Source organism: Terribacillus aidingensis (assembly GCF_040703035.1).
Lineage (GTDB): Bacteria > Bacillota > Bacilli > Bacillales > Amphibacillaceae > Terribacillus.
This window is the reverse complement of sequence record NZ_CP159996.1, coordinates 3,450,024-3,474,444: the sequence shown is the minus strand read 5'-3', so window position 1 is coordinate 3,474,444 and position 24,421 is coordinate 3,450,024. Positions and strand designations below refer to the sequence as shown.

26 protein-coding genes and 1 other annotated feature (1 of these 27 running past the window's edge) are annotated in these 24,421 nt (G+C 43.4%); of the genes, 18 read left to right on the top strand and 8 right to left on the bottom strand.

What is annotated here, in order from left to right:
- Positions 1-9: 9 nt before the first annotated feature.
- From gyrB to dnaA, 6 genes are all read right to left on the bottom strand, one after another.
- Entirely contained in the window at positions 10-1,920 is a 1,911-nt protein-coding gene (gene gyrB, locus ABXS78_RS17865) for a DNA topoisomerase (ATP-hydrolyzing) subunit B (RefSeq protein WP_366249981.1), read from the bottom strand.
- Positions 1,921-1,957: 37 nt separating this feature from the next.
- Positions 1,958-2,203, bottom strand: a complete 246-nt coding sequence (gene remB / locus ABXS78_RS17860; protein ID WP_095222085.1) for an extracellular matrix regulator RemB — start codon at positions 2,201-2,203, stop codon at positions 1,958-1,960.
- The gene (gene recF, locus ABXS78_RS17855; protein WP_366248366.1) at positions 2,203-3,327 is read right to left on the bottom strand and encodes a DNA replication/repair protein RecF; all 1,125 of its coding nucleotides are present in this window, start codon (positions 3,325-3,327) and stop codon (positions 2,203-2,205) included. Before recF ends, remB begins: the two co-directional genes overlap by 1 nt.
- A gap of 30 nt (positions 3,328-3,357) precedes the next feature.
- Entirely contained in the window at positions 3,358-3,579 is a 222-nt protein-coding gene (gene yaaA, locus ABXS78_RS17850; protein WP_095220703.1) for a S4 domain-containing protein YaaA, read from the bottom strand.
- Between the two features lie 159 nt (positions 3,580-3,738).
- The gene (gene dnaN, locus ABXS78_RS17845; protein WP_366248365.1) at positions 3,739-4,881 is read right to left on the bottom strand and encodes a DNA polymerase III subunit beta; all 1,143 of its coding nucleotides are present in this window, start codon (positions 4,879-4,881) and stop codon (positions 3,739-3,741) included.
- Between the two features lie 188 nt (positions 4,882-5,069).
- A complete protein-coding gene (gene dnaA, locus ABXS78_RS17840) occupies positions 5,070-6,419 on the bottom strand; it encodes a chromosomal replication initiator protein DnaA (protein WP_366248364.1) in 1,350 nt (449 codons plus the stop codon).
- 608 nt (positions 6,420-7,027) lie between these two features.
- Here dnaA and rpmH point away from each other — a divergent pair.
- From rpmH to ABXS78_RS17790, 10 genes are all read left to right on the top strand, one after another.
- Complete coding sequence (gene rpmH, locus ABXS78_RS17835) at positions 7,028-7,162, top strand: 50S ribosomal protein L34 (RefSeq protein ID WP_093726343.1); 135 nt, start codon at positions 7,028-7,030, stop codon at positions 7,160-7,162.
- Between the two features lie 183 nt (positions 7,163-7,345).
- Positions 7,346-7,720, top strand: a complete 375-nt coding sequence (rnpA, locus tag ABXS78_RS17830; protein ID WP_366248363.1) for a ribonuclease P protein component — start codon at positions 7,346-7,348, stop codon at positions 7,718-7,720.
- 37 nt (positions 7,721-7,757) lie between these two features.
- On the top strand, positions 7,758-8,534 hold the full coding sequence (spoIIIJ, locus tag ABXS78_RS17825) for a YidC family membrane integrase SpoIIIJ (protein ID WP_366249980.1): 777 nt from the start codon (positions 7,758-7,760) through the stop codon (positions 8,532-8,534).
- A complete protein-coding gene (gene jag, locus ABXS78_RS17820; protein ID WP_366248362.1) occupies positions 8,534-9,172 on the top strand; it encodes an RNA-binding cell elongation regulator Jag/EloR in 639 nt (212 codons plus the stop codon). Before spoIIIJ ends, jag begins: the two co-directional genes overlap by 1 nt.
- A 192-nt stretch (positions 9,173-9,364) precedes the next feature.
- Positions 9,365-10,741 (top strand): tRNA uridine-5-carboxymethylaminomethyl(34) synthesis GTPase MnmE, encoded by a 1,377-nt coding sequence (gene mnmE / locus ABXS78_RS17815; RefSeq protein WP_366248361.1) that lies wholly within the window; start codon positions 9,365-9,367, stop codon positions 10,739-10,741.
- An 18-nt stretch (positions 10,742-10,759) separates the two neighbouring features.
- Positions 10,760-12,646: a tRNA uridine-5-carboxymethylaminomethyl(34) synthesis enzyme MnmG gene (gene mnmG / locus ABXS78_RS17810; protein WP_366248360.1), complete on the top strand. Its 1,887-nt coding sequence runs from the start codon at positions 10,760-10,762 to the stop codon at positions 12,644-12,646.
- A 21-nt stretch (positions 12,647-12,667) separates the two neighbouring features.
- A complete protein-coding gene (gene rsmG / locus ABXS78_RS17805; RefSeq protein ID WP_095222069.1) occupies positions 12,668-13,384 on the top strand; it encodes a 16S rRNA (guanine(527)-N(7))-methyltransferase RsmG in 717 nt (238 codons plus the stop codon).
- Positions 13,385-13,603: 219 nt separating this feature from the next.
- Positions 13,604-14,455 (top strand): nucleoid occlusion protein, encoded by an 852-nt coding sequence (noc, locus tag ABXS78_RS17800; protein WP_366248359.1) that lies wholly within the window; start codon positions 13,604-13,606, stop codon positions 14,453-14,455.
- A gap of 147 nt (positions 14,456-14,602) precedes the next feature.
- Entirely contained in the window at positions 14,603-15,385 is a 783-nt protein-coding gene (locus ABXS78_RS17795) for an AAA family ATPase (RefSeq protein WP_095222066.1), read from the top strand.
- Entirely contained in the window at positions 15,357-16,196 is an 840-nt protein-coding gene (locus tag ABXS78_RS17790) for a ParB/RepB/Spo0J family partition protein (RefSeq protein ID WP_095222065.1), read from the top strand. The genes ABXS78_RS17795 and ABXS78_RS17790 overlap by 29 nt, the downstream gene beginning before the upstream one ends.
- Before the next feature lie 58 nt (positions 16,197-16,254).
- Here the strand turns inward: ABXS78_RS17790 and yyaC are convergent, their stop codons facing one another.
- On the bottom strand, positions 16,255-16,848 hold the full coding sequence (yyaC, locus tag ABXS78_RS17785) for a spore protease YyaC (RefSeq protein ID WP_366248358.1): 594 nt from the start codon (positions 16,846-16,848) through the stop codon (positions 16,255-16,257).
- Between the two features lie 86 nt (positions 16,849-16,934).
- Here yyaC and ABXS78_RS17780 point away from each other — a divergent pair, with 86 nt between their 5' ends.
- From ABXS78_RS17780 to ABXS78_RS17745, 8 genes are all read left to right on the top strand, one after another.
- A complete protein-coding gene (locus ABXS78_RS17780; RefSeq protein ID WP_366248357.1) occupies positions 16,935-17,954 on the top strand; it encodes a hypothetical protein in 1,020 nt (339 codons plus the stop codon).
- Between the two features lie 50 nt (positions 17,955-18,004).
- Entirely contained in the window at positions 18,005-18,925 is a 921-nt protein-coding gene (locus ABXS78_RS17775) for a mechanosensitive ion channel family protein (RefSeq protein ID WP_366248356.1), read from the top strand.
- Positions 18,918-19,124 (top strand): DUF951 domain-containing protein, encoded by a 207-nt coding sequence (locus ABXS78_RS17770; protein WP_093726332.1) that lies wholly within the window; start codon positions 18,918-18,920, stop codon positions 19,122-19,124. Before ABXS78_RS17775 ends, ABXS78_RS17770 begins: the two co-directional genes overlap by 8 nt.
- A 330-nt stretch (positions 19,125-19,454) precedes the next feature.
- A complete protein-coding gene (gene ychF, locus ABXS78_RS17765; protein WP_095222057.1) occupies positions 19,455-20,555 on the top strand; it encodes a redox-regulated ATPase YchF in 1,101 nt (366 codons plus the stop codon).
- A gap of 145 nt (positions 20,556-20,700) precedes the next feature.
- Complete coding sequence (gene rpsF / locus ABXS78_RS17760; RefSeq protein WP_366248355.1) at positions 20,701-20,991, top strand: 30S ribosomal protein S6; 291 nt, start codon at positions 20,701-20,703, stop codon at positions 20,989-20,991.
- Between the two features lie 12 nt (positions 20,992-21,003).
- Positions 21,004-21,504 (top strand): single-stranded DNA-binding protein, encoded by a 501-nt coding sequence (ssb, locus tag ABXS78_RS17755; protein WP_366248354.1) that lies wholly within the window; start codon positions 21,004-21,006, stop codon positions 21,502-21,504.
- A 20-nt stretch (positions 21,505-21,524) separates the two neighbouring features.
- Complete coding sequence (rpsR, locus tag ABXS78_RS17750; RefSeq protein WP_038562624.1) at positions 21,525-21,755, top strand: 30S ribosomal protein S18; 231 nt, start codon at positions 21,525-21,527, stop codon at positions 21,753-21,755.
- A gap of 226 nt (positions 21,756-21,981) precedes the next feature.
- Entirely contained in the window at positions 21,982-23,412 is a 1,431-nt protein-coding gene (locus tag ABXS78_RS17745) for a DHA2 family efflux MFS transporter permease subunit (protein WP_366248353.1), read from the top strand.
- 28 nt (positions 23,413-23,440) lie between these two features.
- Here ABXS78_RS17745 and ABXS78_RS17740 read toward each other — a convergent pair whose 3' ends face one another.
- The gene (locus ABXS78_RS17740) at positions 23,441-24,160 is read right to left on the bottom strand and encodes an NAD-dependent protein deacylase (protein ID WP_366248352.1); all 720 of its coding nucleotides are present in this window, start codon (positions 24,158-24,160) and stop codon (positions 23,441-23,443) included.
- 164 nt (positions 24,161-24,324) lie between these two features.
- Positions 24,325-24,421, top strand: a binding site (T-box leader); it runs 137 nt beyond the window's last position.

Genomic DNA, 24,421 nt, shown 5'->3' with positions numbered 1-24,421 from the left:
CTCTATTGGTCAGATATCTAAATTCTGTACATTCTGTGCGTTATCTTGGATGAAATTCCGTCTTGGCTCAACTTTGTCGCCCATCAGGACGTCAAAGATTTGATCCGCATCGATTGCATCAGCCAAGCTGACTTGAAGCAATGTACGGTTTTCCGGATCCATTGTCGTTTCCCACAGCTGTGCTGCATTCATTTCTCCAAGACCTTTATAACGCTGTAATCCTGGTTTTGGTACTTTCGGAATCTCACTCATTACCCGCTCAAGTTCCCGATCATTATAAGCGTAATAAGCTGCTTTTCCTTGCTGTACTTTATAGAGTGGCGGCTGTGCGATATAAACATAGCCATTTTCGATCAATGGTCGCATGTAACGATAGAAGAACGTCAACAGCAGTGTCCGGATATGGGCACCATCGACATCCGCATCAGTCATGATGACCAGTTTATGATAGCGTGCTTTGGAAATATCAAAGTCTTCACCAATACCGGTACCAAGCGCTGTAATCATGGCACGGATTTCATTATTGGCCAAAATTTTATCCAATCTCGCTTTTTCAACGTTGATGATCTTACCACGCAAAGGCAAGATTGCTTGGAAGTGTCGGTCGCGTCCCTGTTTTGCAGAACCGCCGGCAGAGTCTCCCTCTACGACGTACAATTCACTGATTGAAGCATCCTTGGAAGAACAGTCAGCAAGTTTACCTGGTAAGCTGCTCACTTCCAGTGCACCCTTACGGCGTGTTAGTTCGCGAGCACGCTTGGCTGCAATACGGGCACGGGATGCCATCAAACCTTTTTCAACAACAATTCGTGCTGTATCAGGGTTCTCAAATAAGAACTTGGAAAATAGCTCTGTGAACGCTGCATCCGTTACTTGACGAGCTTCACTGTTTCCGAGCTTCGTTTTCGTCTGCCCTTCGAACTGCGGATCCGGATGCTTGATGGAAATGATTGCAGTCAATCCTTCGCGCACATCATCCCCAGAAAGGTTTGGATCTGCCTCTTTGAACATGTTGTTTTTGCGAGCATAGTCATTAATTACACGCGTCAGGCCGGATTTGAAACCAGCTTCATGCGTTCCGCCTTCATACGTGTGGATATTATTCGCAAATGAGTAGATACTGCTTGTGTAGCCGTCATTGTATTGCAAAGCAATCTCTACAGTGATTTCGGAATCTGTATTCTCTGCATAGAATGGCTCGTGCAGTACTTCCTTGGAACGATTGAGATGCTCCACATATGAACGGATACCGCCTTCGTAATGGAAGGTGATGCGCTCTGGATTCTCTTCGCGTTTATCTTCCAGGCTGATTGCCAGTCCTTTGTTCAGGAACGCAAGCTCCCGGATACGAACTAGTAATGTCTCTTTGTTATATTCAGTCGTTTCTGTGAAAATCTCAGGATCTGGTTTGAAATGTGTAATTGTACCAGTTCTATCGGATTCACCAGTCACTTGAAGGTCTCCTGTCGGAATTCCACGCTGGAAGCTTTGTTCATGGATTTTGCCATCGCGGTGTACCTGGACATCAAGCTGCGTGGACAAAGCATTTACAACTGACGCACCTACCCCGTGGAGACCTCCGGATACCTTATAGCCTCCGCCGCCGAATTTACCGCCGGCATGAAGTACTGTCATGATAACTTCAACCGCTGGGCGGCCAGTCTTCTCATGTGTACCTACCGGGATTCCTCGGCCATTATCTTCAACAGTGATACTGTTATCTTCTTCGATGATTACTTGGATATGGTCACAGTAGCCAGCAAGCGCCTCATCGATACTATTATCGACAATCTCCCATACAAGATGGTGCAGACCGCGTTCACTCGTAGACCCGATGTACATTCCCGGTCGTTTGCGGACTGCTTCCAATCCTTCTAGTACTTGTATCTGATCTGCACCATACAACTGTTCTTCAGGCATTTTATCTTCCATTGCCATTTAAATCACCTGCATTTCTTTAAAGGTTATCTTCTTCTATCATTCTCGGAACCGTTGTATCAGCCCGTTTCTTCAATGTCTGCACGGATAATGGACTGGAATAAATCCGATCAGTGGTGACAATGATAGATTTGGCTGATATATGATCCGCTTCATCGTTTTCTGCCAAAGTGGGATCAACTGTTTTAGCTGCTTGGCTGTATTCCAGGATGGCCACCACTTCTTCAGCTCTGACGACATTATTCCAACCGATCGAGATAAACATCAGGACCCTCCTGACTCACTGACAAGCTTCCCAGATTTTATCGTGAACAGTTCTGCCTGTTTCAGAGTTTCATGCTGGATTCCCGATACATTCGTCGTCGAGACAAAGGTTTGGACTTTCCCCTGTATTGTTTCTAGCAAATGCGATTGCCTGCTGTCATCGAGCTCGCTTAAGACATCATCCAGCAAAAGAATCGGATAATCTCCGACTTCGTTATAAATCAGTTCTATCTCAGCCAGCTTCAGCGACAGAGCAGTCGTACGCTGCTGACCTTGTGAACCGAAAGCCTGTACATCTTTCCCATTCACATAAAAAGACAGGTCATCACGATGGGGGCCTGCTAAAGTTGTCCCTCTTTCCACTTCACGTGTCCGTAATTCAGAGAATTTCTCCTCATATGCTACTCTCAGCGTTTCCTTATCGGATTCTTCTGATACGTGCAAGTTGGAAAGATATTCTATATCAAGCGTCTCCAGCTTCGTTGTGATGCTCTGGTGGATGGGCTGTGCCCATTTTCGGAGCATTCCGAGGAAGAGGAAACGTTTCTCTAATATGATGGCAGCATGCTCGATCAGCTGCTCCGTCAGCACATCAAGCATTGTCGTGTCAGCTTGGCGCCGCTGCAGAAGCTTCAGCAGATGATTCCGCTGCTTCAATACTTTTTGGTATTGTCCAAGGTGGTAGATATAGACCGGCTGAATCTGCCCGATCTCCATATCAATAAAACGCCTGCGAATTTGCGGACTGCCTTTCACCAAGTTCAGATCCTCAGGAGCGAACATGACGACATTGAGCGCCCCGATATAATCACTTAGGCGTTTTTGTTCCAGATGATTCAGTTTTGCTTTCTTTCCCTTGGACGATAGGACGATCTCAAGCGGAAACCGCTGTTTCCGCTTGAGGATGTTCCCTTCTATTTTAGCATAATCTTGCTCCCATTGGATAAGTTCTTTATCTTTAGGGGTTCGATGCGATTTGGAGAAGGCAAGCACGTAGATGGCCTCCATCAGATTCGTCTTGCCCTGTGCATTCTCGCCGATGATCACATTCACCTTATCGTCAAATTGAAGCTGCAGCTTATCGTAATTCCGATAATGCGTAAGCGTTAGCTCTTGGATATGCATGCTTAGGTCCTTTCTGTATCCGGCAGACTGCTATGCCTTTTTGACAATGAATACCTCGGATGTCGCCGGCAGCTCTACACGATCCTCCGGATACAGCTTCCTGCCGCGTCTGTTTTCTTCCTCGCCATTGACCAGCACCGGATAATCAGCTAAATACAGCTTGACCATTCCGCCGCTTTCGACAGCATTCACTAGCTTCAGGAATTTCCCAAGCTGGATATATTCGGTATTGATCTGAATTTCTTCGTTCATTTCCGCTCTCCTTACTTTATGTTGCCTTCTTATTATTTTACTAAAGTATCCACAACTTTGAAAGTTATTTTCATTATGCCCAATCCTTCAGGACGTCATGTTATGCACAGAAAAAAAGCACCGCCGCCAGGGCAGTGCCTTTATCCACATGTGAATAACTCAGTAAGTACGGACTGGTGTAATCAGCTGCAGCAAGTCCTCGTCGTCAGTTGGACGGATAAGGAATGGGCGCATTGCTCCCGTGAATTCGATCTTCACTTGCTCACTTTCGATGACCTTCAATGCATCCATCATATATTTTGCACTGAAACTGATCCGCAATTCTTCACCTGAAATTTCCTGAACGGTCACTTCCTCTACGACACGCCCAACTTCCGGTGAATTACTGCTGATTTCAAGCTGTCCGGAAGCCTGGGTTACCAGCTTCACGACATTATTTCTATTTTCTTTCGCCAGTAAGGATGCCCGGTCGATGGAGCGGAGCAATTCCTTCGTGTCGATAAGTAATGCTGTCTTACTTTCTGATGGAATGAGACGGGATGTATCTGGATAGTTTCCTTCCAAAAGACGGGATAGGAAATACAGATGTTTCGTCCGGAACAGAATTTGATTATTTGTGATCCGAATTTCGACAGGATCCTGGTTCTCATCAAGGATTTTGTTCAATTCGGTCAAACTTTTCCCTGGAATGACAACATTTTGGAAACCTAACGCTGCTTCATTTGTTGAAACAGGTATCTGACGGGATGCCAAACGGTGACTATCTGTCGCAACAAAATGCAGCTGATCTTCCTGAACGCGAACATTCACACCAGTAAGCAGTGGTCGAGTTTCCTGGGTTGAAACAGCAAATACAGTTTCTTTGATGACATTTTTCAGTAAATCGGCAGGCAGTTCAAAGCTATCTTCACTATGCAGTTTTGGCAGCTGTGGATATTCCTCTGCGTCCTGGCCATTTAATTTAAATTCAGCACTTCCAGATCGGATCGTTACGTTCAACTGTGCGTCGGATTCAATTTCAACAGCATTCATTGGTACTTTTCGAACGATTTCTGGGAAGTATTTTGCTTGCAGTACGATGCTGCCAGGTTCAATTTGTTCAACATATACAATGCCGTCTTCTTCTTTTGGAATGAAAGATTCGATGGAAATATCAGAATCACTTCCTGTTAACGTAATTCCATCTTCTTTTGCTTCGATTTTCATCCCGGTAAGGATCGGAATTGCTGTTCTGGATGAGATTGCTTTCACAACATCCTGAATACTTGCTAAGAGCCGATCACGTTGTATGACAAATTTCATGATAATTGCGTTCCTCCTATGGGGGGTTCTTCTTATTAATTATTATTTATAAAAATACAGTAGTAGTAATAGGGCCTGTGATTATGTGGATAAGTATAGAAAAGCCCAGTAATACCAATAAAAATACCCTGTGGATAATATGTGAATAAAAAATGGCTTTATGCACGTTTATCAACAGGGTCCAATCGTCAGAAAGATTTGAGTCTTTCTTTTATTTCATCGATGTCGCGCTGTAAATCCTGATCTACACTTAGTAGTTTAGAGATTTTCTCATGCGCGTGAATAACGGTTGTATGGTCTCTGCCGCCGAATTCTTCTCCAATTTTCGGTAAAGAGAAATCAGTCAGTTCCCGTGATAGGAACATAGCGATTTGGCGAGGGAAAGCGATGGCCTTCGTACGTTTCTTCGCAGTGAATTCTTCCAAGCGGACATTGTAGCGCTCGCCGACTTGTTCCTGGATCGCATGGATCGTAATGACCTTCGGCTTAGAGCTGGGAATGATATTTTTCAGTGCATCTGCTGCCAAGGAAGCATCAATATCCGAGTTGATAAGGGATGAATAAGCAACAACACGTATAAGAGCACCTTCCAGCTCCCGGATATTGGTGTCTATTTGATTGGCAATGTACAGCATGACTTCATTCGGGATGTCCAAGCCTTCTGCTTTTGCTTTCTTGCGAAGGATGGCAATCCGTGTCTCCAGATCCGGAGGTGTGATATCCGTGATCAATCCCCATTCAAAGCGGGACCTGAGCCGGTCCTCCAATGTTGGAATTTCCTTTGGCGGCCGGTCACTGGAAATGATGATTTGTTTATTTTCTTCATGTAACGCATTGAATGTATGGAAGAACTCTTCCTGCGTCTGTTCTTTTCCAGCCAGGAATTGAATATCATCTATGAGAAGGACGTCGATATTGCGGTATTTAGCCCGAAATTCCGCTGTCTTATTATCCCTGATGGCATTGATGAATTCATTCGTGAACTTCTCGGAGGATAAGTAAACAACCTTTGCATTCGGATTATGATCCAAGACATAATGGCCGATTCCATGCATTAAATGGGTCTTACCGAGCCCAACACCACCATATATGAATAGCGGGTTATAAGCTTTTGCTGGTGCTTCTGCAACGGCAAGCGAAGCAGCATGGGCAAACCGATTCCCAGAGCCGATAACGAACGTATCAAATGTGTACTTGCTATTCAGCATACTTTTTGGTGATTCTGCCAACGTATCCTTTTCAGCAGCTTTTTTGGGCATCGGCTGGCGGATGACTTCTTCTTCCTGCTGAAATTCCGGAATGATGAATTTCGTCTGCAGCCGATTGCCTGTCACTTCATAAAGTGTATCTCCGATCAAAGAGGAGTAGCTGCTTTCCAGCCAATCTCTGGCGAATTCGTTGGGGGCTTCAATCACAAGTGTATCTTCTTCAAGAGCATAGGCTTGTGTATTTTTCAGCCAAGTATCAAAACTGGGCTTACTGATTCTTTTTTCAATTGCTTGTAATGTCTTTTTCCATAAATCCTGAATATTCTCCAACAGGCATCCCCCTTTCTAAAAAAAATGAAAGAAGCAGTCACTTTCCATTAAGAACTGCAACATGGTAGGTATTAAAAGGCCTTTTCGAGACATGCGAAAAAAGGTTCACGCATGCAAAAAGGCCGTGCACATACATATATGGATGTGGATAGAAAATCCGCATAATAAAGGGCAATGAAGCTACTTCTTCAGTTGTCCACGCTGCTGTTGATAACTGCATCTACAGCCCTGTGAATAGATGTCCACAGCTTATCCACAATCTGTGGATAATGAATTTTGGTGATGTGGTTATCCAATCAGTAAAACACAGATATGATACCAGAATAATCCTTGTCTTGCAATGCTTAATCGACACTTATCCACAAATGCCGGCGATTGTAGACAAAATATATCCACAGCATGCGGTTATGTGTGTAAGTTGTCGAAAACTTGTGTGGAAAAAGTTATGCACAGGGTTACTAGGTTAACATGGGCTGTGGATAAAAGAAAGAGAGGATCCCGCAAAAAATGATAGGTTGACATGTCTGCCATTCTTTACGTATAATGTTCAAGACTGTCTATGACCTTTCGCATTATTTTTATATATCCTCGAGGGAGGTGTTTTATATATGAAACGTACATTTCAACCTAATAACCGTAAAAGAAAAAAAGTACACGGCTTCCGTGAGCGTATGAGCACAAAAAACGGACGTAAAGTTCTAGCTCGTCGTCGTCGTAAAGGAAGAAAAGTATTGTCTGCATAAGACCACTTGAAGTAGTGGTCTTTTTGACTTTATATACTTGAACGGTGTACTGACACAGCAAAAAGCTGTGCTTTTACATGAGTAGAGAAGGAGAATAAACTACAAGCTTAAATGCCGCGTTTATTCTCCTTCTTTCAAATTAAAGACTATTTCTGCAAATAGGCATGCTTGAGGGGACCCTCTATGAAGAAAGAATATCGAATTAAAAAGAATGAGGCATTCCAGGAAGTATTCCAAAAGGGAAGCTCCTTTGCGAACCGTCAGCTCGTTCTATATTATAAGAAGCAGGAAACATCGGATGCGCATTTCCGTATCGGACTGTCTGTCAGCAAGAAACTTGGAAACGCTGTTATGCGGAACAAGATTAAGCGCTACTTGAGACAAGCCTTTCATGAACTGGACGAGCAGGTTGCTCCGGGCTATGATTTCATTGTCATTGCCAGGCAGCCAGCGAAGGATATGGCTTACCAGGATTTGAAAAAGAGCTTGATCCACGTGCTATGGAAATCACATCTGCTGAAACAGCCAAACAGAAAAAACAATAAAGAGAAGCAATAGGGAAAGTCTTATGCAAGGAAGTTAAGGAGGAAACATGGTGCGTAAAAAAGTTTTAATAGTATTGGCACTCGTGCTGCTCGTCGCTGCCCTAGCAGGCTGTGCGCCGAACACCGATCCAATCACTTCGGAAAGTACCGGGTTCTGGAATCAGTATTTCATCTACCCGCTATCTTGGTTGATTGCATATTTCGCAGATCTTACAGGTGAGAACTTTGGTCTTGGGATCATCATCGTAACAGTGATCATCCGATTGGTATTGCTGCCATTGAACATCAAGCAGCTGCGGAGCTCTCGGGCAATGCAGGAAGTTCAGCCTGAATTAAAGGAACTTCAGAAGAAATACAGCTCCAAAGATGCAAACACGCAACAGAAACTACAGCAGGAAACGATGCAGCTCTTCCAGCGTCACGGTGTAAATCCTTTGGCAGGATGTCTGCCGATCATCGTACAGATGCCAATTTTGCTTGCTTTCTATCAAGCAATCAGCCGTACAGAAGCAATCAAGGAACATAACTTCCTTTGGGTACAGCTTGGATCCCCGGATCCATACTTCATTCTGCCAATCGTAGCAGGTCTTGCAACATTCCTGCAGCAGAAATTGATGATGGCAGGAAATACAGCAATGGCAGCTAATCCGCAAATGACGATGATGCTTTATATCATGCCAGTCATGATTACTGTATTTGCGCTATTCCTTCCATCAGCTTTGGCATTGTATTGGGTAGTCGGAAACATCTTCATGGTGGCACAGACATTGCTTATCAATAAACCAATGATGTCGAAAAACAAAGCACAAGCAGACAGCAAGAAATAATGAAACAGCTGACTGCTCGCGGCAAAACAGTAGATGATGCGATTCAATCAGCTTTACAGCAGTTACGTGTTTCTAAGGAAGCAGTCGAAGTCACTATAATAGATGAAGGAAGCAAAGGCTTCCTCAATCTGTTCGGTGCCAAACCGGCAGTAATTAAAGTGGTCGTGAAGACTGATAACGTACAAGCAGCAAAAGAATATTTGGAAAGTGTCATCCAGCATCTGCGCCCAGGTACAGAGGTGGAGATCACGGCCCGGAAGAAAAAGCATGTGATGTTTACACTGAGCGGAGAAAATCTCGGCATGTTGATTGGAAAAAGGGGACAAACGCTCAATGCGCTGGAACAGCTTGTCGAACAATTTCTGCATCAGCAAAAAGCATATCATTTTACCGTTACCGTCGATGCGGAAGGATATCGGTCAAGAAGACGGGAAACGCTTGAAATGCTAGCTGTCCAGGCTGTCAGTAAGGCATTGGCGCTGCAAAAAGCAATTCCTCTTGATCCAATGCCGGCTAGCGAACGGAAAATCATCCATGCGACAGCTCAAAAACAAAAGGGTGTCGAAACCGTTTCGAAAGGTAAGGAACCGAACAGGTATATCGTCATCCAACCAGTTAAGGAAAAGTCTTGGCAATGATGCCAAGACTTTTTTTATGCTCTCTATTCACATGTGGATAAACCGAAGCTAGCATCTGCCACTAAATTTTCATGTGGATATCTTTCTTTTTGATAGACACCTGTGCTATTCTTATAAGTTAGTGAGTATAAACTTAATCATAGCTATATGCTGTGGATAAATAGATAAAAAAAGATAGAAAGAGGTGAAGAAATGCAGAATGATACAATAGCTGCGATATCGACTCCTGTTGGAGAAGGAGCGATAGCCATTGTTCGTCTTAGTGGTGCTGAAGCAGTGGAGATTGCTGCTAAACTTTTTGATGGAAAAAAACTGACTGATGTACCAAGTCATACAATTCATTATGGTAAACTCATCGACCCGGAAACCGGCGAGGTTGCAGAGGAAGTGATGGTGTCTGTTATGAAGGCACCGAAAACATTCACACGGGAAGATGTCGTTGAAATAAATTGCCACGGTGGTCTAGTATCCGTGAATCGTGTCCTGGAACTAGCATTGCAGGAAGGTGCCCGTCTGGCAGAGCCAGGGGAGTTCACTAAGAGAGCCTTTCTTAATGGACGCATCGACCTTTCTCAAGCAGAAGCTGTCATGGATTTGATCCGAGCGAAAACTGATCGGGCAATGAACGTTGCTCTCAATCAGATGGAGGGCAGACTATCCCGTTTGATCCAGAAGCTGCGCCAGGAATTATTGGAAACAGTAGCGCATGTTGAAGTGAACATTGATTATCCCGAGTATGATGATGTGGAAGAGATGTCCCACAATATGATGATTGAAAAAACACAATATGTGTATGAAGAGATAGAGAAGCTGCTCGAAATGGCGAAGCAAGGAAAAATCCTGCGGGAGGGGTTGGCTACAGCAATTATCGGCCGTCCGAACGTTGGAAAATCTTCTTTGATGAATGCACTAGTGCATGAAAATAAAGCCATTGTTACAGAAATCGCCGGTACGACGCGAGATATCATTGAAGAATACGTCAATGTACGCGGCGTTCCATTGAAGCTGGTTGATACAGCAGGAATCCGTGAAACAGAGGATATCGTGGAACGAATCGGTGTAGAGCGCTCACGTCAGGTTCTAAAGCAAAGTGACCTTATTTTGCTTGTGCTGAACTATGGAGAAGCTGTGTCTGACGAGGATCGTAACTTATTCGAAGCTGTTGCCGGTCTAGATGTGATTGTCATCGTCAACAAAACGGATCTCTCCCAGCAAATCGATCTGGAAGAAGTTCGTCAGCTGGCAGGAGACCGTCCGGTCATTACGACTGCATTGATTGAAGAAAAAGGAATCGACGAATTGGAGCTTGCTATCAAAGATACCTTCTTTGCAGGGGAAATCGATGGCGGCGACTTGAGTTATATATCGAATGTAAGACATATCCAGCTTTTGAAGCAGGCATTGTCATCACTTCGGGAAGCGATGAATGGCATCGAAATGCAAATGCCGATGGATATTGTCCAAATAGATGTGACAAGAACATGGGAATTGCTCGGTGAAATCATCGGAGATACCGTGCATGAAAGCTTAATCGACCAACTGTTTTCACAGTTTTGCTTAGGAAAATAAAAAAAGGAGAGAATGAACATGACATACGATGCTGGGCATTATGATGTCATCGTCATAGGTGCAGGACATGCTGGCTGTGAAGCTGGTGTGGCAGCAGCAAAAATGGGTGCTAATACTCTAATGCTGTCCATGAACCTTGACATGACAGGATTCATGCCATGTAATCCATCCGTCGGCGGACCTGCAAAAGGTGTGGTAGTGCGCGAAATCGATGCACTTGGCGGCGTGATGGGTAAAGTTATTGATAAAACGTATATTCAAATGCGTATGCTCAACACAGGAAAAGGTCCTGCCGTACGTGCTTTGCGAGCTCAAGCGGATAAACCGCTATATATCACTGAAATGAAGAAAACATTGGAAAGCCAAGAAAACCTGACGATGCGTCAAGCGATGGTTGACCGTTTGATCATTGAAGATGGTGTCTGCAAAGGTGTCATCACAGAAACGAAAGCGGCGTATTACGCAAAGACAGTCGTTATCACGACTGGAACATTCATGCGCGGACGCGTCATCATCGGAGATGTTTCTTATGAAAGCGGCCCGAACAACCAGCGTGCATCCGTTACGTTGTCAGAGCATCTTGAAGAACTTGGCTTGGAAATGGTACGGTTCAAAACTGGCACACCGCCACGTGTAAACAGCCGTTCCATCGATTATTCCAAAACAGAAATTCAGCCAGGAGACGAAGAACCGCTTGCGTTCTCTTATGAAACAACTGAATTCATTACCGATCAGATCCCTTGCTGGCTGACGTACACTAATGAATTCACACATAATATCATCAATGAAAACCTAGGTCTATCTGCTATGTATTCCGGTATGATCAAAGGAACAGGACCGCGTTACTGTCCTTCTATTGAAGATAAAGTTGTCCGTTTCAACGATAAACCGCGCCACCAGATCTTCTTGGAGCCAGAAGGACGCAACACAGAGGAAGTATATGTACAAGGACTGTCTACTTCCTTGCCGGAATACGTCCAAAAAGAAATGCTTCAAACGATCCCTGGTTTGGAAAACGCTGAAATCATGCGTGCCGGCTATGCAATCGAGTATGATGCAATGGTTCCGACACAGCTATGGCCAACTTTGGAAACGAAAAAAATTCCTGGTCTTTACACAGCGGGTCAAATCAATGGAACATCCGGTTATGAAGAAGCATCCGGTCAAGGAATCATGGCTGGTATCAATGCTGCTGCAAAAGCACTCGGCAAAGATCCTGTGATTCTTGATCGTTCCCAAGCTTACATCGGTGTTATGATCGATGACTTGGTTACAAAAGGTACAAATGAACCTTACCGTCTGCTAACATCACGTGCAGAATACCGTTTGCTGCTTCGTCATGATAATGCAGATATGCGTTTGACTGAAATTGGACATCAAATCGGTATGATCAGCGAAGAACGCTATGCGCGCTTCCTGGAGAAAAAACGCCTGATTGAAGAAGAACGAAATCGTTTATCAGGGATCATCATTAAAACAGAACCGCATGTGCTTGAGCTGATGGACGAAGTCGGATCTGTCATGAAAGAAGCACAGCGTGCATCTGATCTTTTGAAGCGTCCTGAAATCAAATACAGCTTGCTGGAGAAAATCGTTCCTGCAGACAAAGAGCTGCCTGCTGACGTAAAAGAGCAAGTTGAGATTCAAACGAAGTATGAAGGCTATATCGCGAAATCCATGCAGCAAGTGGAACGGATGAAGCGTATGGAAGATAAAAAAATACCAGATACAATAAATTACGATGATGTCAGCGGACTTGCAACAGAAGCACGCGAAAAACTGAAAAAAGTCCGTCCGCTATCTGTTGGCCAGGCATCCCGTATTTCCGGTGTAAACCCAGCCGATGTTTCCATCCTGCTCGTATTTATCGAACAAGGTGGACACGTGAAAGCAGCAAATCAATAATCTGTCGAAAAGAGGTACAGGATGAACCAAGCAGATTTTCTACAACAATTGGATGAGCAAGGAATCACATTATCCGAGAAGCAGCTAAAGCAGCTGGAGGATTATTTCCATCTATTGGTGGAGTGGAATGAAAAGATGAACTTAACAGCAATTACAGAAAAAGGGGAAGTGTATTTAAAGCACTTCTACGATTCGATTTCTGCTGCTTTCTTCTTTGATTTTAAAGGAGATGAAAGTATTTGTGATGTTGGAGCAGGAGCTGGGTTTCCATCTATCCCGCTGAAAATTGTTTTTCCAGAGCTGAAAGTGACAATTGTTGACTCCTTGAAGAAGAGAATTACTTTCCTTAACGAGCTTGCAACGAAGCTTGGCTTATCCAATGTCGCTTTTTATCATGACCGAGCAGAGAATTTCGGGAAAAATGAATCCTTCCGTGAATCCTATGATTTGGTCACGGCGAGAGCAGTAGCTCGGATGTCCGTACTGTCAGAGTTGTGTCTGCCGCTTTGCCGGACTAAAGGTCATTTTATTGCCATGAAAGGACCTAATTTGGAAACGGAACTTCGGGAGGCAGAACCAGCAATTCAATTGCTGGGCGGTGAATTGGTGGAAAGCTTCACTTTCGACTTGCCAGAAGAGGGTGGAGAAAGGAATATCGCCATCATCGCCAAACGTCGAAAGACACCGAAGAAATACCCTCGTAAAGCTGGAGTTCCAAACCGCGAGCCGATCGTTTAATACAAAAGAAAAATAGTGAATGAAGTACCATACAAGCTTACCATTCTCAACCAATCTATGATAAAATAGTAGATAAGGAACTGGCTCGGCTTATGTAAGCGCAGCAGCTTCTACTGTAGAACTGCTGCGCCTTTTTATACATGTTTCACGTGAAACATTTACTATTCCTTATGTACCTGCTTGCTAGATTAGGATTGTAAAAAAAGGTGGTGTCTGAGGATGTTACACCCTTTCAGCCGTATTTTTGGGCTAGGTGATAAATCGGATTCAGCAGAAACGGAAAATGATGCGCATCAGGATGAAGTAGTAAACCTTCGGGTACAGGATATTGTCCCGAACCAATACCAACCAAGAACTGTTTTCCAAGAGGATAAAATCAAAGAGCTTGCACAGACGATCCGCACACATGGCATCATCCAGCCAATAGTTGTACGGAAAAATTCTGAGGGCAGCTATGAATTGATTGCAGGAGAGCGTCGCTGGCGTGCAGTGCAGTCCTTAGAATGGGAAACAGTGCCTGCCATCATCCGTGAAATGTCGGATACAGAGACGGCCTCTGTAGCACTGATAGAAAACCTGCAGCGTGAAGAGTTGACTGTTATCGAAGAAGCTCTTGCATATGAGCGTTTATTGGAGCTGCATTCTTTGACTCAGGAAGCACTGGCGCAGCGTCTCGGAAAAAGCCAATCTACCATTGCTAATAAGATGCGCTTGTTAAAGCTTCCAGAATCTGTACAACAAGCGTTATTGGCAAAGAAAATTACAGAACGGCATGCTCGTGCGCTCATAGCTCTTAAAGATGCAGAAAAACAAGAGTTGATTTTGCAGGAAATTATAGATAAAGAATTGAATGTAAAAGAGACAGAAGCACGCATTGCTCGTATTTTAAATGCCCAGCCGAAAAAGAAGCGTCCGAAGCTGAAGGGTATCAATAAGGATATGCGCATTGCCATGAATACAATCCGTCAATCACTTTCCATGGTTTCCGATACCGGTATCAACTTGGAAACAGAGGAAGAAGATAAGGACGATTATTATCAAATTACGATTAAAATCCCGAAAAAATCCTGAATAAAGCTCTAATAATATCCCCATCTTGCTGAAAGATGGGTTTTTATATAGGAAAAGGGAGCTAACTTTTCAAAATCTTGAATTTATCCGTCGGTTTCTATGAAAAAATGATAGAATAAATGTATTGAGTTTGAGGTAGGTGACACCATGGGCAAAGTAATCGCAATAGCAAATCAAAAGGGCGGAGTAGGGAAAACAACCTCTAGCGTCAATTTGAGTGCTTGCCTGGCTTTTTTAGGAAATAAAGTTTTGCTAGTAGACATTGATCCGCAAGGAAATGCTACAAGCGGTGTTGGTGTAAACAAAGCAGATGTCGAAAATTGTGTATATAACGTCCTAGTCGAAGATATGGAAGCCGAAAACGTCCTTGTATCAACAGCTGTTGATAATTTGGATGTCATTCCGGCTACTATTCAGCTTGCAGGAGCCGAGATCGAGCTAGTGCCTACGATCTCAAGGGAAGTCCGTCTGAAAAAGGCTATTGATAGTGTGAAAGACAATTATGATTATGTCATCATCGATTGTCCGCCTTCTTTAGGATTGTTGACTTTGAATTCGCTGACAGCGGCAGATACTGTCCTTATCCCAGTTCAATGTGAGTATTATGCATTAGAAGGGCTAAGTCAGCTATTGAATACGATTCGCCTTGTACAAAAACATTTGAATAAGCATCTAATGATTGAAGGAGTATTGCTGACAATGCTGGATGCCCGTACGAATCTTGGTATTCAAGTTATTGAAGAAGTAAAGAAATATTTTCAAGATAAAGTGTACCAGTCGATCATTCCAAGAAATGTCCGGTTGGGGGAAGCACCTAGTTATGGTCAGCCAATCATTATTTACGATCCGAAGTCGCGTGGTGCAGAAGTTTATTTAGACTTAGCAAAGGAAGTGATGGCGCATGGCCAAAGGGTTGGGGAAAGGTCTTAATGCTTTCTTTCCAGAATTGGAAATGAAAGAAGAAGATCAGATTCAAGAAATTGCAATCAAGGAATGCCGGGCGAATCCATATCAACCGCGCAAAGTCTTTTCTGCAGATGCAATTGAGGAATTGTCGCAATCAATTCAGGAATATGGCATCCTGCAGCCACTCATTGTCCGTAAGAGTATAAAAGGCTATGAAATTGTAGCGGGAGAAAGAAGATTCCGCGCAGCAAAAGCAGCCGGTTTGAAAAAAGTACCTGTCATCATCAAGTCATTGGATGATGAGAAGATGATGGAGCTTGCCTTGCTGGAAAACCTTCAGAGGGAAGATCTCACGCCGATTGAAGAAGCACAAGCGTATTCCAATTTGATGAAGGAATTGGATATCACGCAGGAGATTTTAGCTAAACGCTTAGGTAAGAGCCGATCTCATATAGCGAACCTTGTTCGTTTATTGACGCTGCCCCCCGAGATTAGTGACTTAATCAATCATGGTGAATTATCAATGGGTCACGGGCGCGCTCTATTGGGGTTAAAGGATAAAAAGAGATTGCAGCCGCTAGTTGAAAAAATACGCAACGAATCGCTGAATGTCCGGCAAGTAGAGCAGCTCATCATCAAGATGAACAATAATCTTCCAGAACCAGAGAAAAAGAAAGCTGTAAAGGATATATTTCTTGTTCAGACTGAATCCCAGCTGCGGAATCAATTCGGAACAGATGTAACAATTCATCGTGGTAAGCGAAAAGGGAAGATAGAGATTCAGTTCTTCTCCGATGAAGATTTGGAAAGAATTTTAAATGTATTGAATAGATAAAAGCCAATTGGAGCTTACGCTTCTCTTGGCTTTTTTTGTTTGTTTCACGTGAAACATATCAATTTTCGGCAGCTGTTATGTCGGGTGACAGTAAAGGAACTTGTTTGCGATCGACAGCAAGTAAGAGGGCACTGATTTTGTATGCTAACTGCATGACAAGATGCAAACGAGTATTTTGTAACACAAAATACTCCATATCACCGCTGGCGTTAACAATTCCAGTTATTTGGGCATCCCCAACTGCTGGGAGATTTTTCTTTAATGCGGCACCCGGACGAAGAGGTGTAGGAGAAACGATAATAGAACCGATGGAACTGGTCCTGCCTAAGCAGGCATCAATTGCAATTATATAAGCATTTGGATGTTTTTCCTCTATCATTTGCAGACGTTCAACCAGATTGACAGCATGCACAGGAGATTCCAGAGTCCCGTAAACCTGAAGTCTGTTCAATGGTTTTTCCGTCAGAAATGAACCAATAATGGGTCCTAGTGCATCACCGGTTGAACGATCTGTACCGATGCAAAGGACGACTATCTCCCGATCATCAGGAATCCATGAGCTGATTGTTTCATAGGCTTTACTCATAAGAAGGGGGTCTTGATAGTCGCAGCGGAACTCCTTTTTTTTCGTAAATATTCTCTTCAGGCTCATAGCTTATCCTCCATACACATATTGGTAATAGTATATAGCTTTTCTACTTTTTCTATACGTGTTCATATGAAATTGGAGGGACTGTGATGTGGGCTGCAGGGCTGAAATGGATGTTTTTGATATTGGCAACATTAATAGGAGCTGGATATGCTTCAGGAAGAGAGATCTGGCAATTTTTTGGCTATGAAAGTGGACTGGCTATCATCATTTTCACCGTTCTGTTTACGATATGCAGTCATGTGATTCTGCATATAAGCTTCACCGAAAGAAGCGCGCATTACTTTCCGGTACTGGAGCGGCTTGTCGGGAGAAGGTTGGCTGCATTTTATGATGTGTTGATTGTTTTCTATCTTTTTACAGTTACTGTTGTTATGATTGCTGCTGGCGGTGCTACTGGAACGATGTATCAGATTCCGAATTGGCTGGGCATTCTCTTCATTGCGTTAATGATTGTCCTTATTTTCACATCCAATGTAGAGGGTGTCGTTTCGATGAATAGTTATATCCTTCCTATCCTAGTCGGAGGCCTTGTTCTTGTTCTTATCATCTATACAAGACATGAACAAATCAATCTGCTGCAGGATTGGCGTGAACAGGCAAATTGGCAAGCGGCATTCCCATTCACAGCGCTGAATATCCTTCCTGTTGTAGCTGTAATTGGTGCAATCGGGAAGCAAATGAAAGGGAAGGGGGAGTTATGGATTGCGAGTATCGGCAGCGGGCTAATCATTGGTGCGCTTACGTACTTATACAATAATGATTTGATGCATATCAGTCATGCAATTCCACACTATGATATCCCATTGTTCTATATTTTGAAAAACTATCCCTCTATTGTACTTATTGGCATCAGCATTGTGTTATGGCTTGCTATCTATACCTCGGCTGTCTCGGGAATACTGGGTATTGTTTCACGATTTCGAACAAAATGGAAGGGACCGCTTTGGCTGCAAGCAGCTGTGCTGGTTTTGCTTATGCTGCCGCTCACACAGCTTGGTTTTACAGACTTGATAGCTTTGATGTACCCGATTTTTGGCTTTGCTAATCTTTACATCCTCTCCGCCATTCTTATATACCCAATACTAAATCGATACAAAATGAAATAGAAATTTGATAATATATAAAGAAAACAACTGGACGAGGAGATACGTACTTCATGAATGTAGAGGAGCAATGGACCAGTATTTACGATTATTTGACGAGTGCCGAGCTTTGGACAACCATTGGATTAGCAGTGTTAAAGATTGTAATGATCATTATATTATCTATGGTTGTCGCTCGCGTAGCCAATAATATAGTGGAGAGGACTTTTCATAATTCCTTTAGGGAAAAGGCGAAATTAAAAGCTCCTCTCGTATCAGAACGCCGCGAAAATACGCTGAAAAAACTAATCCAAAATGTAATTACGTATGTCGTGTATTTCACCGCTGTTGTGATGGTGTTATCACAACTTGGATTAAACATTGGCGCATTGATTGCAAGTGCCGGAGTTGCCGGTTTAGCAATAGGTTTCGGAGCACAAAACTTAGTGAAGGATGTTATCAGCGGCTTCTTCATTATCTTCGAAAACCAATTTTCTGTAGGAGATAATATTCAAACGGCTGGAGTACGGGGAGATGTAGAGGAGATCGGATTGCGGACATGTAAGATTCGTAACTGGACAGGCGAACTGCATATCATACCAAATGGCAATATTACACAAGTGACCAACTTCTCTGTCCACAACAGTCTGGGAGTATTGGACATCAATGTACCGTATGAAGCGAATCTGCAAGTAGCAGAAGAGGTCATCATGCAGGTGCTGCTGGAAATGCCTGCTGAATATCCTGAGATACAATCAACCCCGCAGCTATTAGGTGTGGAGACCTTGTCAACGTCTCACATCGTTTTGCGGGCAATCATTGAAACTTTGCCAATGCAGCATTTTGGTGTGGCAAGGGAAGCTAGAAACCGTATTAAAACAAAACTATTGGAACGCAATATCAGTATTCCAGCTCCAAGGCTGGTCATGTATAATAAACAAGAAGCAGAAGAGCTCATGCAGGAAAGTGCAGTAAGGGGGAATGCTCGTGAGTGACAAAGTCTATCAGCTTAATGATGTGGTACAAATGAAAAAAGCCCATCCGTGTGGCGAAAATCGGTGGAAGATTATCCGGTTGGGAATGGATATCCGGATTAAATGTGAAGGCTGTGGTCATAGCGTGCTAATTCCTCGAAAAAAATTCGAGACAAAAATGAAAAAAGTTTTGGAGCATGCAGAAGAACCGACAAATTAAAATACGCGTTTCACGTGAAACATAGAAGTCTGTCCGATCTTGTCATCGGAAGGACTTCTTTTTTTATATACAAAAATCAATTATAGAAAGAAATGCGTATCCAAATGGCAGAAATCTACACATAATTTTGCTGTTTTATAGAGAATAGTGTACTCTAGAAGTACGTATGTTTACTTGGACAAAGTAAGGGCAAGCTGGCATGATATATCGTAAGTCAGTTACCGGTACTGCCCCATCTTCCCTGCCTTTGGGCGGAGTGTTCAGTAAGCAGATCTATTTTGGCCGGCTGTACGTAAAAGCGGCCAGGACACTTAAGGAGTGGAAGATTACATGGCTTTAACAGCAGGTATTGTCGGATTACCAAACGTCGGTAAATCCACATTGTTCAATGCGATCACACAGGCGGGAGCGGAATCTGCAAACTATCCGTTCTGTACGATCGATCCGAATGTCGGCATCGTAGAAGTCCCTGATTCACGTTTAAATAAATTGACTGAACTGGTCAAACCGAAAAAAACTATCCCGACTGCATTTGAGTTCACCGATATCGCTGGTATCGTAAAAGGTGCAAGTAAAGGGGAGGGACTAGGAAACCAGTTCCTATCACACATCAGACAAGTGGATGCAATCGTTCACGTAGTGCGCTGCTTTGATGATGAAAATATTACGCATGTATCCGGTAAAGTAGATCCTATCGATGATATCGAGACGATTAACTTGGAATTGATCTTTGCGGATCTTGATTCTGTCAACAAACGTCTGCAGCGTGTGGAAAAACTTGCACGTCAAAAAGACAAAGAAGCTGTTGTAGAACAAGAGATCCTGTCCAAAATTAAGGATGGATTAGAGAACGAACAGCCAGCACGAGCGCTGGAATTTACTGAGGAGCAAAGTAAGATTGTGAAAGGCTTGCATCTATTGACAAGCAAACCAGTCTTGTATGCTGCTAACGTGAGTGAAGAAGAAGTAGCAGATCCTTCTGCCAATCAGAATCTTGTAAAAGTGCAGGAGTTCGCTGCAAACGAAGGTGCGCAGGTGATTGTTGTCTGTGCGAAGATTGAATCGGAAATTGCAGAGCTCGAAGGAGAGGAAAAAGAAATGTTCCTCGAAGAGCTAGGTATTCCGGAGTCCGGTTTGGATCAGCTGATCAAGGCGTCTTACAGCCTTCTTGGGCTTGCAACTTACTTCACGGCTGGTGAACAAGAAGTTCGTGCTTGGACGTTCCCTATGGGTATCAAAGCTCCTCAGGCAGCTGGTATCATCCATAGTGACTTTGAAAAAGGATTCATTCGTGCGGAAACAGTTTCCTACGAAGACCTGGTTGATGCGGGTTCTATGAGTGTTGCGAAAGAACGTGGGAAAGTTCGTTTGGAAGGAAAAGAGTATTTGGTGAAAGACGGGGATGTCATGCATTTCCGTTTCAACGTGTAAGGTCGGATCCTCATCTTGCAAATATGTGGAAACAGCTTGCTTAACGGCAGATAATTTGCTATAATTCATCATTGTGAGTAATTAAGATTACTCCTTGCTCTTATGAAAGATAAGAGCCGTTAAGTCCAAAAGGAGGTGCAAACGGATGAGAGAATACGAAATCATGTACATCGTCCGCCCAGATATCGAGGAAGAAGCTAAAACTGCTCTAGTTGAGCGTTTCAACGGAATCCTAACTGATAACGGTGCGGAAATCGTGAAAGTTGACGAGAAAGGCAAGAAACGTCTTGCTTACGAAATCAACGATTACCGTGATGGCTACTACTATGTCATTAATCTAAACGGCGAAGAAGCTGCTATTAATGAATTCGACCGTCAAGCGAAGTTCTCTGATGATATTATTCGTCAGATGGCTATTCGTCTAGACGAGAAATAAGGAGGGGTTCTGATGTTAAATCGTGTCGTACTTGTCGGCAGATTAACCAAGGATCCGGACCTGCGTTACACACCAAATGGAGTGGCAGTTGCCAACTTTACCTTAGCAGTAAACCGTCCTTTCTCTAATCAGTCAGGCGAACGTGAGGCAGATTTCATTAACTGTGTTGTATGGAGACGTCCAGCCGAAAATCTGGCGAACTTCATGAGCAAAGGAAGTCTGGTTGGCGTAGATGGCCGTGTCCAAACGAGAAGCTTCGATAATCAAGAGGGTAATCGTGTTTATGTAACAGAAATTGTTGCGGATAGCGTGCAATTCCTCGAGACCAAAGGTGGCTCTCAAGGAGGCGGACAAGGTTCTTCTGGATACCAAAATCAGAACTCGAACTTCAACAACAATAATAACAATTTCAATAGCAACAATAACAATAACAATAATCGAAATAACGACCAAGATCCTTTCCGTGATAAAGGTGAACCGATCGATATTTCCGATGATGATCTACCATTTTAATTTAAGGGAGGCAATCTGATATGGCAGCACGTCGTGGTCGCGCTAAGCGCAGAAAAGTATGTTATTTCACAGCAAATGGCATCACTTACATCGATTACAAAGACGTTGATTTGCTTAGACGTTTCATCTCCGAGCGTGGAAAAATTCTTCCTCGCCGTGTGACTGGAACTTCTGCAAAATACCAGCGTAAATTGACAATCGCTATCAAACGTTCTCGTCAAATGGCTCTATTGCCATACGTGAGCGAGTAATGAGAAAAGCATCATCCATCAGGATGATGCTTTTTTTTATATATTTTAATAGCTGAGTATATGACAAGAGGCTCTATATGGAGGGTCTCTTTTTGTATCTAGTTTTCAGAATTTAATTAATTTGATAATATGCGCCTATTACGAACAAGATGCTTGAATCTCATAGCAGAACCCTTATAATGGGAAAAGTTGATTCTTAATCTGACAGATGGAAAGGAGCATCTATATGGCTGCTACTACACAAACAATTGACAAGCATGTGCAAGTGGAAAATCGTATTCCGTTGATCATTGTCTTAATGGTGGGGAATTTCATTGCATTGATAAATGAAACTGTGATGAATGTCGCTTTGCCCAATATAGAAGAGACCCTTGGAATCCAAACGACGACTGCTCATTGGCTTTCAACCGGTTATATGCTGACAATCGGTATTCTTATTCCGATCAGTGCTTATCTGATGCAGCGTTTTACAACGCGGCAATTATTGCTTACTGCACTATCGTTTTTCTTTATAGGAACGCTGATTGCCGGTATTGCTCCTAACTTTTCAATTCTGTTGCTCGGACGTGTGATTCAAGCTTCTGGTTCAGGGATTATCATCCCGCTTGTAACGACAGTGATTATTACAATTACACCGCTCGCCAAGCGCGGTTCAATGCTTGGGTTGCTCATGGTAGTGATACTGTTTGCACCTGCTATCGGTCCTGTATTTTCCGGTCTTGTTGTGGAACAGGCTTCCTGGCGATTTGTGTTCATCAGCGTATTGCCTGTGACACTTGTTTTGCTTGGCTTTGCTGCTTATTATGTTCGGAATGTGCTGGAGACGAAGCGTACAAAGATCGATATCCTATCTGTCGTGCTGGCAGTGATCGGTTTTGGTTCAATCGTTATCGGATTCAGCAGTGCTGGAGCAGAAGGATGGACAAGTCCGTTAGTGTTAGGCGCTTTAATGATTGGACTAGCTGCGATTGCATATTTCGCTTATCGTCAATTCAATTTGGAGACGCCGATGCTGGATTTGCGCCCATACAAAAATAAAAATTTCTTAATGGCAATATTAGTGACCATTACAGTCATGATGTGCTTCTTTGCAGCGATGATTCTCTTGCCTGTGTTCATGCAGGATGCTTTAGGAATCAGTGCTTTTGATTCTGGCATTGTCCTGTTCCCAGGCGGTATCATGATTGCAATCATGGCATTGCTTACTGGCCGTCTTTCCGATAGATTCGGACCTAAGCCATTTGCTATCACAGGAACAGTACTTCTAGTAGCAATGATCGGGTTGATGACGACAATTTCAACTGAAACGACAATGCTGCAGTTTACGTTGCTGTATGTTGGCTTTACTTTCGCAATTGGGCTGATTCTGACACCGATGACGACATTGGGTCTGAACCAATTGACGGAAGAGCTCTATTCTCATGGCAGTGCTTCTCTGAATGCCTTTAATCAAATCTCTGGGGCAATTGGTCCGGCACTGTTCATCACCTTGATGAGCGGCGGGAGCCAAGCTGTAGCTTCCCAGAGTGCTGATCAGGCGATGACAGCTGGCTTACAGTTTGCGTTTACTATTGCAGGGGCCTTTGCTGTTGCCGCCGTAGTATTCGTTCTGTTAGTCAAACAATCCAAACCGGTTCACCATTATCAATACGAATGAAAAATAGCGAGCTCCCTGAGGGGGCTCGCTATTTTTGCAGCTGCTGTACAATTTCGGAAAGATCATCATGAATGACAATATCAAATAGCTCATCCATGACTGTTGGTTCCCGATTGATCAGGATGGATGGCTTTCCAAGTGAGCTGGCGTATTCAGGAAGCATGTTGAATGGACTGACGAGCAGGGATGTTCCCAATACAAGAACGAGTTCGCTCTGCTGTATCGCCCGTTCTGCTCTGTCATGCTCGGTAATCGGATCACCAAACAAAACAACATCCGGCTTCAGCACATGCTCACAACTCTCGCAAACAGGGGTTTCAGCTGCCAATAGATAAGGCAAGCCATAGCTCCTGCCGCAGTTCGGGCATGTGGCACTATTCAAAGTACCATGGTATTCAATGACATGCTCATTACCTGCAAGGGTATGAAGACAATCAACATTCTGGGTGATGACAGCGATTTGTTTTCCGTTCACTTCTAAGTCTCTGAGATAGCGATGTACATGGTTCGGACCATAATCCTTTAGCAGCTTCACGCGGAAAATATCCTTGTATTTCTGCCAGAAATCTACTGGATTCTTATAAAAATAGTGATTGGAGATATAGTATTCCCGGGATTCATCAGCAGTCCAAAGACCAGTGGTGGAGCGGAAATCAGGAATACCGCTGGCAGTGGATACCCCAGCTCCTGTCAAGACTGCGACTGATGAAGCACCTGCGATCATTTTAGCTGCTGTTTCCAATTGCATGTTTCATACCTCCAGCGCATTTATTATTTTTTCCAGTATAGCAAAAAAGGCAGAAGGAAGCAGATTACAGCAAAATCCGAACAATCGGATTTGCTAAAATTATTAGAAAACGTATTGACAATGACTGTAAGTCTGCTATGATAAATAAAAAATTGAACCAAAACATAACTATGTTGATGAAGATCATACCTTTGTTCGTGATTATCCAAGAGAGCTAGTGGCTGGTGTGAACTAGCATAATCCGTCAAAGGGCAGCACTTC

Coding starts and splice junctions, on each gene's coding strand:
- gyrB (WP_366249981.1), bottom strand. CDS start 1,920: ATGCCTGAAGAACAGTTGTATGGTGCAGATCAGATACAAGTACTAGAA.
- remB (WP_095222085.1), bottom strand. CDS start 2,203: ATGTTTATCTCGATCGGTTGGAATAATGTCGTCAGAGCTGAAGAAGTG.
- recF (WP_366248366.1), bottom strand. CDS start 3,327: ATGCATATCCAAGAGCTAACGCTTACGCATTATCGGAATTACGATAAG.
- yaaA (WP_095220703.1), bottom strand. CDS start 3,579: ATGAACGAAGAAATTCAGATCAATACCGAATATATCCAGCTTGGGAAA.
- dnaN (WP_366248365.1), bottom strand. CDS start 4,881: ATGAAATTTGTCATACAACGTGATCGGCTCTTAGCAAGTATTCAGGAT.
- rpmH (WP_093726343.1), top strand. CDS start 7,028: ATGAAACGTACATTTCAACCTAATAACCGTAAAAGAAAAAAAGTACAC.
- rnpA (WP_366248363.1), top strand. CDS start 7,346: ATGAAGAAAGAATATCGAATTAAAAAGAATGAGGCATTCCAGGAAGTA.
- jag (WP_366248362.1), top strand. CDS start 8,534: ATGAAACAGCTGACTGCTCGCGGCAAAACAGTAGATGATGCGATTCAA.
- mnmE (WP_366248361.1), top strand. CDS start 9,365: ATGCAGAATGATACAATAGCTGCGATATCGACTCCTGTTGGAGAAGGA.
- mnmG (WP_366248360.1), top strand. CDS start 10,760: ATGACATACGATGCTGGGCATTATGATGTCATCGTCATAGGTGCAGGA.
- rsmG (WP_095222069.1), top strand. CDS start 12,668: ATGAACCAAGCAGATTTTCTACAACAATTGGATGAGCAAGGAATCACA.
- noc (WP_366248359.1), top strand. CDS start 13,604: ATGTTACACCCTTTCAGCCGTATTTTTGGGCTAGGTGATAAATCGGAT.
- ABXS78_RS17795 (WP_095222066.1), top strand. CDS start 14,603: ATGGGCAAAGTAATCGCAATAGCAAATCAAAAGGGCGGAGTAGGGAAA.
- ABXS78_RS17790 (WP_095222065.1), top strand. CDS start 15,357: ATGGCCAAAGGGTTGGGGAAAGGTCTTAATGCTTTCTTTCCAGAATTG.
- yyaC (WP_366248358.1), bottom strand. CDS start 16,848: ATGAGCCTGAAGAGAATATTTACGAAAAAAAAGGAGTTCCGCTGCGAC.
- ABXS78_RS17780 (WP_366248357.1), top strand. CDS start 16,935: ATGTGGGCTGCAGGGCTGAAATGGATGTTTTTGATATTGGCAACATTA.
- ABXS78_RS17775 (WP_366248356.1), top strand. CDS start 18,005: ATGAATGTAGAGGAGCAATGGACCAGTATTTACGATTATTTGACGAGT.
- ychF (WP_095222057.1), top strand. CDS start 19,455: ATGGCTTTAACAGCAGGTATTGTCGGATTACCAAACGTCGGTAAATCC.
- rpsF (WP_366248355.1), top strand. CDS start 20,701: ATGAGAGAATACGAAATCATGTACATCGTCCGCCCAGATATCGAGGAA.
- ssb (WP_366248354.1), top strand. CDS start 21,004: ATGTTAAATCGTGTCGTACTTGTCGGCAGATTAACCAAGGATCCGGAC.
- rpsR (WP_038562624.1), top strand. CDS start 21,525: ATGGCAGCACGTCGTGGTCGCGCTAAGCGCAGAAAAGTATGTTATTTC.
- ABXS78_RS17745 (WP_366248353.1), top strand. CDS start 21,982: ATGGCTGCTACTACACAAACAATTGACAAGCATGTGCAAGTGGAAAAT.
- ABXS78_RS17740 (WP_366248352.1), bottom strand. CDS start 24,160: ATGCAATTGGAAACAGCAGCTAAAATGATCGCAGGTGCTTCATCAGTC.